Origin of the sequence: Phytoactinopolyspora alkaliphila, assembly GCF_010550695.1 — a bacterium.
GTDB classification, from domain to species: domain Bacteria; phylum Actinomycetota; class Actinomycetes; order Jiangellales; family Jiangellaceae; genus Phytoactinopolyspora; species Phytoactinopolyspora alkaliphila.
The window spans coordinates 90,779-96,778 of record NZ_JAAGOB010000010.1 but is presented as its reverse complement, the minus strand read 5'-3'; the positions used below and the strand labels follow the sequence as shown (position 1 = coordinate 96,778).

The following is a 6,000-nucleotide window of genomic DNA, read 5'->3' as shown; positions in this document are numbered from 1 at the left end:
GTGCCCGGGGGGGGGGGGGGCGGCCCCCGCCCCCCCCCCCGCCACAGGATCAGTACGTGTACGTCGAGGCGCGCGAGCCGTACGGATCGTACAGCCGGCCCGTGTCGCCGTCGTTGTTCCAGATCGGCGCCTTGTAACCGAGGTAGATACGGCCACTGCTCTGCTTGCCCGAGCCCGTGTGGATCCGCACCGAGGCGCCTGGCTTCAACGTGTAGCTGGGTAACGCCCGCCGCTGCGGCGTGGCGTCCACCACCCAGTCCTTGAGGTTGATGGTCACTGAGCCGGTGTTCTTTACCACCATGTACTCGCCGTTGAGGTTGTACCGGTCGTCGCCCGGCGCGTCGTAAAGGATCGAGGTGATCTTCGCCGAGTAGCGCACGATCTTCTTCGTGCTCGACGTGACGGACAGGTGGCGGCTCGTAGCGGGGATGCGTACCCGGTAGCTGCGCGACCCCGTACTGCTGGGCTTCACGCTGAAGCTGTACGTTCCCGAGCTCGTCGGCTTCTTGGTCTGGACGGTGCGCCAGCTGCCCGAGACCAGCTGCTGCAGCTGGATCTTCTGCGTGGAGTAGGACGGGCTGACGCTGCCCTTGAGCGTCGTCGTCCGGCCGAGCAAGCCGGCAAGCCGGGAGTTCGACAGGGTGAATGCCGGGCGCACGCTGAGCTTCGTAATAGCGCTGGTCGACGCACCGAACGAGGTGGTCGAGGAGTGCCGCAACCGGTACTCGGTGTGCCGGGTCGGTTTCACGGTGAAGCTCACCCTGCCGGTGCTGCTGCTCTTCGTCGACGTCACCGTGGTCCACGACGACGACCCCACGAACCGGCGCTGCAAGGTCACGGACCGGTCCTTCACGTTGCTGCCGTCGCCGGTGCGCAATCGGCCGGAGATGGTCGCCAACTTGCCCGCGGTCAGCGTGCTGGTGCTCCTGGAGATGGTGAGCGCCGTCGGTTGCTGCACGCGCACCGTCGTCGTCGCCTCCGACGCACCGTACGCCGAGGTCGGGCGGTGCTGCAGCCGGTACTGCGTGTCCCGGGTGGGCTTGGCCGTGAAGCTCACTTTTCCGCTGCTGTTCGTGTCCACGCTGCCCGCCGTCGTCCACGACGAGGCACCGACGAAACGCCGCTGGAACACCACCGGCTCGTTCTTGACCACCGCGCCGCTCGAGGTCCGCAACTCGCCCGAGACCGTAATCGATTCACCACGCTTGATCTTGCTGGCGCTACTGGTGATGGCGAGCGTGGTCGGCTGCTGGACGGCGACACTGGTGACGGTGCTCGTCTTGCTCGCGAAGCGACCGGTTCCGGCGTACACCCATCTGTAGTCCGCGGCGCGGGCCGGTGTATTGGCCAGGCTTATCTGGCCAGTGCCGCTACTCGTCGTCGTTCCTGCCGAACTCCAGCTTCCGCCGGAAAGCCGGCGCTCCAGCTTGACCGTCGCTCCAGCCACCGGCGTGTTCTCGGTCGTGCGGAGTACGCCGCCGATGACGACCGACTCGCCACTCTCGATCTGACCAGAGCTCTTGGTGATCGTGAGCGTTGTCGCCTGCTGATAGCAGTCACCGCTGCGGACGGTGCTCTCATGCAGCTGCGTCGCCTCGTGGCTGATCACGACCGTGTTCGGCTGAGACGCACTGACCACGGGAACGTCGTGGAAGAACGCCGTGTCGGCGTCCGCTGCGGTGGTGTCGAAGGCGTCGCCGTCGTTCGGCTGAACCGGCGCACCGTCCACCGAGACGTCGTACACGTGACCTGCACCGAGCACGATCCGCAGCCGGTTGGTGTTCTGCCCCGCAGGCGTCGGCGCGTAGACGCATTCGTTCCCGACGTCGACGACGACCGGCGGCCCGTCGCCGGGTTCCTCAGTCGCGCCTGCCGACGCGGCCCCCGACCCCACGAGCAGCGCCGAGATCACCGCAACCGACAGCAGCCGCCGCCAGTGCCCTATCCATCCCACCGCTTTCAGGCGTGCGTCATCACACATTCCGTATCCTCCCTGATCCCCTCGGGCATTGCGCCCAGCCATCCACCCAGCGCAGCGCGCATTTCGCAACCGCGCGACAACACTGATCGCGGACGTTAGCGGACCCAGCGATCTGCCCACAAGGGACCAACGTCCCAAAACCGACCTTGATCTATCGATCCGCAGCACCGCTCTTGCGCGGACGGCGGGCTGGTGCCACGCTGCTCTCATAGCAGGGGGCGCCAATGAGCCAGGTCATGAACACCTTCGCCGCCGACGACGCCGCGGTGGGCGCGCTGAGGTCCGCTTTCCACGGCGAGGTGATCGGGCCGGACGACGAGTCCTACGAGCACCACCGGCGGGTGTGGAACGGATCCATCGACCGCAAGCCGGGACTCATCGCCCGCTGCGCCGATCCCACCGACGTGGTGAACGCTGTGCGTTTCGGCCGGGAGAACAGCCTGCTCACGGCCGTTCGCAGCGGCGGACACAGCTTCCCGGGTCTGTCCGTGTGCGACGACGGTCTCGTGATCGACCTCCGCCCGATGGACGGCATCCGTGTCGATCCGGAGAACAGGACAGTCCGCGCGCAAGCCGGCGTCCTGCTCGGGGAGCTCGATCAGGTGACACAGCAGTTCGGATTGGCTGTACCGGCCGGGATCGTCACCCACACCGGGCTGGCCGGGCTCACCCTCGGCGGCGGAATCGGCTGGATTATGCGCAAGTACGGGTTGACCATCGATCAGTTGATCTCGGTGCGGATGGTGACGGCCGACGGCGACACCGTGACCGCGAGCGCCGAGGAGAATCCCGACATGTTCTGGGGCGTGCGCGGCGGAGGCGGCAACTTCGGCATCGTCACCGATTTCGAGTTTCACCTGAACCCCCTCGGGCCTCAGGTGATGGCGGGCACGGTGTACTGGCCGGTCGAGCAGGCGGTCCCGGTTCTGCGGTTCTACCGTGACTGGATCGCCGGCTGCCCCGACGAGCTGATGACCATCGTCGCCCTCCGGCGCGCACCAGCCACGCCGGCCGTTCCCGCCGAGTTGGCAGGGCAGCGGCTGATCGGCATCGCCGGGTGTTACGCAGGCTCCGTTTCGGAAGGACAAACGGCGCTTCAGGCCCTGAAGTCTTTCGGATCACCGGTGCTCGACTTCTGTGCCCCCAAGCCGTACCTGGAGCATCAGCAGAGTTTCGATCCGTCGTTCCGGCCCGGGCGCTGGTACTACGTGCGTTCGTGTGACGTGGCCGAGTTGACCGACGACGTCATCGACATCATCGCCGAGTATGGCCGGCGGATCCTGTCGCCCATCACCAGCCTGGCTCTGTGGCAGCTCGGCGGCGCGGTGGCCCGCGTGGGCGAGGATGAGACGGCGTTCAACGGGCGCGGCGCCGGACACAGCTTCAACATCAACGGCAACTCCGAGACCGCCGAGGGCTTCGACCACGAACGTGAATGGGCCCGTGACTTCTGGACCGCACTGAAGCCGTATCACACCAGCGTCTACGTGAACTTCCTCATGGAGGAAGGCGAGTCCCGGATCGAGCAGGCGTACGGCCCGGAGAAGTACCGCCGGCTCAAGACGCTCAAACGGACCTACGATCCGACCAACTTCTTCCGGTTGAACCAGAACGTCAGGCCCGGCTGACCGACGCTCGGGCGCCACCCTGCACACCCGGCCCTGCCTAGTGTGCTGACGGAGATAATCGGTCGCCCACGCGGCGTCGCGGCTCTAGGATCATCCGCGTCGACAGCACGCCTACCCGGAGGTTCGTTCTTCGTGTCCACGTCTTCGTACGTCCTGCCTGGCCTCTCCGGACGAGTAGCGCTCGTCACCGGCGCGAACCATGGCATCGGAGCCGAGACCGCCAAACTGCTCGCCGCGCAGGGCGCCGCCGTTCTGATCAGCTACCTGCGGCTGGACGACCCGGCCGACCCAGGCACCCCCGCGGCCTACGGCGAGAACCGCGCACGCGGTGCGGACGACGTCGTCGAGGCCATCCGCGCCGCCGGAGGCCGGGCCGAGGCCGTCGAGGGTGACCTCGCCGACCCGGCCACCCCGGCCCGGCTCTTCGACGCGGCCGAGCAAGCGTTCGGCCCGGTCGAGGTGCTGATCAACAACGCCAGCGGATGGATGGCCGACACGTTCGCGGCGTCGAGCATCGACCAGTTCGGCCGATCGCTGCAGCCCGTCACCCTCGACACCGCCGACCGCCTGATGGCGGTCGATGCCCGCGGGCCTGCGCTGCTGATCGCGGAGTTCGCCCGGCGGCACCTGGAGCGCGGCGCATCCTGGGGACGGATCGTCGGTCTGACGTCCGGAGGGCGGCTCGGCTTCCCCGGCGAGGTCTCCTACGGCGCGGCTAAGGCCGCCCAGGTGAACTACACCATGTCCGCGGCCGCCGAACTCGGCCCGCACGGCGTCACCGCGAACATGGTCCACCCGCCCGTGACCGACACCGGCTGGGTCAACGACGAGGTCACCACCTTGGTCCAGAACAGCCCGGACCTCTTCCACGTCGCCGGGCCGGACGAGGTAGCCGGCGTGATCGCCTACCTCTGCTCTGACGCCGCCGCCCTCGTCACAGGCAACACCATCGAACTACGCTGAGACTCGAGGTCTCACGCACGCGTCGGCTCTAGGTCAGCTGGCGCAGCTCGAGGTCGCCGGCTCGCCGCCAAACCGTGCGGCCGCCCAGTCGAGCATGTCCGGCATCGCTGCGTCGGTGATCCCGACCACCCAGCCCGGATAGGTGTCGTGCTCAATTCCGGGATAGGTCCGATAGTCGACGTGCACAGTCCTGCGGCACAGGTCTTTCGCGACGTCGTCGGTGAAGTGCAGCGGGACCACGGTGTCGGCCTCGCCTTGAAGCAGGAGCAGCGGACCGGCGATCCTGTTCCGCCCGGTGCGGTTCTCTTCAAGGAACCGGCGGAAATGCGGCTCGGAGAGGTAGCGCGGCACGACCAGGTCCGATCCGGTCAGTCCGCTGTAGACCGCGGTCATCGCGCCCAGACAGCCGGTGTCGGCTATCGGCAGCCGGTCAAGGGCCGCTTGTGTCAGCACTCGGTCCAACCTGACTCGTCGATCGCTGACGTGGGCGGCCTTCGCCAATGCGGCCGGGAAGACACCGAGACCGGGCTGGGCGACTGTATGGGCGATCACGCGGTGAAGGTCCGACGGCGGCGACGTGACCATGGCGCCTCGATAGCCGGCCATCGGCCGGTTGGCCAGACGTTCGGCGGAAGCGAGAACCGCCGCTCCACCCTGGGAGTGGCCCCAGAGGATCCAGTCCTTGTGCAGCCCCGGGACCGCCCGCCGCGCCGCCTCAAGCGCAGACAGCACGTCGTTGGCGGCCGCGGCCTTGTTGCCGACCTCATGTCGCCCGTCGGTGCCGAGACCGGCATAGTCGGGCGCGACCACCGCCCAGCCTTGCTCGACGAATCGCTCGATCTGGTCGCCGTGGTAGAGATCCCTCATCAATGACGGCGCGCACGCTTGGCCCATCCCGCTCACGCCGTGAGCGTGCAGGATCACCGGCCAGCCACCGCGTGGAGGCTCGCCCGTGGGAGTCAGCACAACCCCTGCCGCGGCTACCGGGCGGCCTGCGGAGTCCGCCGAGACGTAGAGAATCCGCGTGATCGCCATCTCGACGCTGACGCGGTCGTATCCCGTTCCCGGCTCCTGCCGGAGGAGCGTGCCCATCGTCGTGTCCGGCAGCGGATCTGGAGGGTCGTAGAAGCTGGTGCGGGTGATCGCGTTCTCGTGTTGTTGCTGCAATGCCCACTGGCACGCCTCGTCGCAGTAGGCATCATCGTCCGATGGCGGCGCCGGCATGGGCCGCGCAGCCGCAGGAGCGGCCAAGCCGCAGAGAAGGGCACCCACGAGCAGGGCAATTGCCGCGAACGGGCGCCTGGGCATCAATGTCATAGGCATGTACGGACCGTACGAGCGGTGACCTATGTCCCGAATCTGTCGAATGGCTAGTGTCCGGCGCGGCTCGACCACGAACGGGGACCACAGGGAAGCGTGCTCCGGCTC

Annotated in this window: 4 protein-coding genes; 2 read left to right on the top strand and 2 right to left on the bottom strand. The window is 67.6% G+C overall.

Annotated features, from left to right (window positions below; all coding sequences use genetic code 11):
* Nucleotides 1-49: 49 nt before the first annotated feature.
* Complete coding sequence (locus G1H11_RS18105) at nucleotides 50-1,981, bottom strand: lamin tail domain-containing protein (RefSeq protein WP_163820000.1); 1,932 nt, start codon at nucleotides 1,979-1,981, stop codon at nucleotides 50-52.
* Nucleotides 1,982-2,217: 236 nt separating this feature from the next.
* On the opposite strand from G1H11_RS18105, the gene G1H11_RS18100 reads away from it, so the two are divergent.
* Together G1H11_RS18100 and G1H11_RS18095 are read left to right on the top strand one after the other, a co-directional pair.
* A complete protein-coding gene (locus G1H11_RS18100; RefSeq protein ID WP_163819999.1) occupies nucleotides 2,218-3,609 on the top strand; it encodes an FAD-binding oxidoreductase in 1,392 nt (463 codons plus the stop codon).
* A 132-nt stretch (nucleotides 3,610-3,741) separates the two neighbouring features.
* Entirely contained in the window at nucleotides 3,742-4,572 is an 831-nt protein-coding gene (locus tag G1H11_RS18095) for an SDR family NAD(P)-dependent oxidoreductase (RefSeq protein WP_216843895.1), read from the top strand.
* 33 nt (nucleotides 4,573-4,605) lie between these two features.
* On the opposite strand, the gene G1H11_RS18090 is transcribed toward G1H11_RS18095, so the two are convergent.
* Nucleotides 4,606-5,895 carry a lipase family protein gene (locus G1H11_RS18090; RefSeq protein WP_163819998.1) on the bottom strand — a complete coding sequence of 430 codons (1,290 nt, stop codon included), beginning with the start codon at nucleotides 5,893-5,895 and terminating at the stop codon, nucleotides 4,606-4,608.
* Nucleotides 5,896-6,000 lie beyond the last annotated feature (105 nt).